1 protein-coding gene is annotated in these 1,992 nt (G+C 65.8%); it reads left to right on the top strand.

Translation table 11 applies throughout. From position 1 onward, the window contains the following. Positions 1–1,413, top strand: a 1,413-nt coding sequence (murJ, locus tag ACK5L9_RS16915; protein ID WP_416912627.1) for a murein biosynthesis integral membrane protein MurJ, incomplete at its 5' end; no start/stop codon positions are given. Positions 1,414–1,992: the final 579 nt, after the last annotated feature.

Genomic DNA, 1,992 nt, shown 5'->3' with positions numbered 1-1,992 from the left:
GAGGCATTTCTGATCGCGCTGTCGCTGCCCAACATGTTTCGCCGCTTCTTTGCCGAAGGGGCGTTCAACACCGCCTTCGTGCCGATCTTTTCCAAGAAGCTGGAGGATCGCGGCGACGCCGAACGCTTTGCGGCAAACGCGTTCTCGGGGCTGTTCATGGCGGTGATGGCGTTGTCTGCGGTGGCGATGATCCTGATGCCGGCGCTGGTCTGGCTGATGGCCTCTGGCTTTCAGGGGGATGAGCGTTTCGCGCTGGCTGTCGAATACGGCAGGATCACTTTCCCCTATATCCTGCTGATTTCACTGGCCTCGATGATTTCGGGCGTGCTGAACGCCAATGGTCGTTTCACCGCCGCAGCCGCCGCGCCGGTGCTGCTGAACCTGCTGTTCATCGCCGCCATGGGGCTGGGCCGCTGGCGGGGCTGGGATCTGGGGCTGACGCTGGCATGGGCGACGCCGCTGACCGGGATCTCGCAGCTTGCGCTGGTCTGGTGGGACGCGCATCGCACCGGCTGGACCTTCTGGCCGCGCCGCCCGCGCCTGTCGCCCGACATGCGCCGTCTGCTGGCCGTCGCCCTGCCCGCCGCCTTTGCGGGGGGCGTGGTGCAACTGAACCTGCTGATCGGGCGGCAGGTCGGATCGCGCTTTGACGGAGCGATCGGCTGGCTGTCTTATTCGGACCGGCTGTATCAACTGCCGCTTGGCGTGGTGGGGGCCGCCGTGGCCGTTGTGATGCTGCCCGAGCTGGCCCGCCGTCTTGCCGCGAACGACCACGCCGGCGGTCAGGCCGCCTATAGCCGCGCCACCGAATTCGGCCTGTTCCTGACCCTGCCTGCCGCCTTCGCCATCGCCGTGATTGCGCAACCGATGGTCGCCACGCTGTTCGAACGCGGCCAGTTTACCGCGAATGACACCGTGCAGACCGCGAATGCGCTGATCGTCTATGCCTTTGGCCTGCCCGCCTTTGTCCTGCAAAAAATCCTGCAACCGCTGTATTTCGCGCGCGAGGATACACGTACCCCGTTCCGCTTTGCCCTGTATTCGATGGTGGTCAACGCGGCGGTGGCCTTTGGCCTGATGTCCAGCCTCGGCTTTCTGGCGGCGGCCCTTGGCACCACCATCGCCGCCTGGGTGATGGTCGGCCAGCTTTGGTGGGGAACCCGCACCATGGGTCAGGCCGCCCGCGCCGATACGCGCCTGCGCCGCGCAGCACCCCGGATCGTGCTCGCCTCGGCGCTGATGGCTGTGGCGCTGTGGGTCGCGCGCGGCTGGCTGGAGAGCTCGGGCATCCACCGTATCCCCGGCCTCGCCATTCTCGTCTTTGGCGGCGCGACCGTCTATTTCACCCTCAGCTTCGCGACCGGCGCCTATCGGCTGTCGGAACTGAAGGCGGCGGTCCGGCGGCGGGGATGATACGGGCACAACAGCAGCGCGGCGCGGGAATAGCCGGCAAATGCTGGGGATGGGGCTGCACAGGGCAGGCACCGGGGCAGGCACCGGATGTGCACAGGCTGTACACCGCCGTCGCGCGTTGCCGGGAACGTTTGTGGAACGTCAGCGGTGCAAGATTTGCGTCCCGCGGGGGCCGGGGGGGCTATGCGCCCCCCGGACCCCCGGCATAAGCCTGCGGCGGGCCTGCCAGAGCTTTTGCCGATGCTTTGCCAGTGATCCTGTCGGTCACATAGCCAAACGCGTTTGAAATGATCACGTTGTTTGGCCATATCCTTTTGATTTTCCGCTGATGCTGCGCCAATTTGATGATCAAATTGGCTTCCGTCAGCTATACTGCCGAGGTTGCGGGTTCCGTCCGCAGACTGACTGCGCGCGAAGCGCGCCCCCTCTGCCCATGCCCGGCCGTGGTCACATTTGCCCCGGCTGGCCCTGACGCGGGTTGCGGCCTTACAGACCGGCAGCGGCGATGCCGCCGCTCGCGTCACTGCGCGGTATAGCCGCCATCCACCAGATGATAAGAGCCGGTGATGAAACTGGCCT

The sequence above is a fragment of the Paracoccus sp. (in: a-proteobacteria) genome (genome assembly GCF_047973135.1).
Taxonomy (GTDB): Bacteria; Pseudomonadota; Alphaproteobacteria; order Rhodobacterales; family Rhodobacteraceae; genus Paracoccus.
This window is presented reverse-complemented; position numbering and strand designations above follow the sequence as displayed.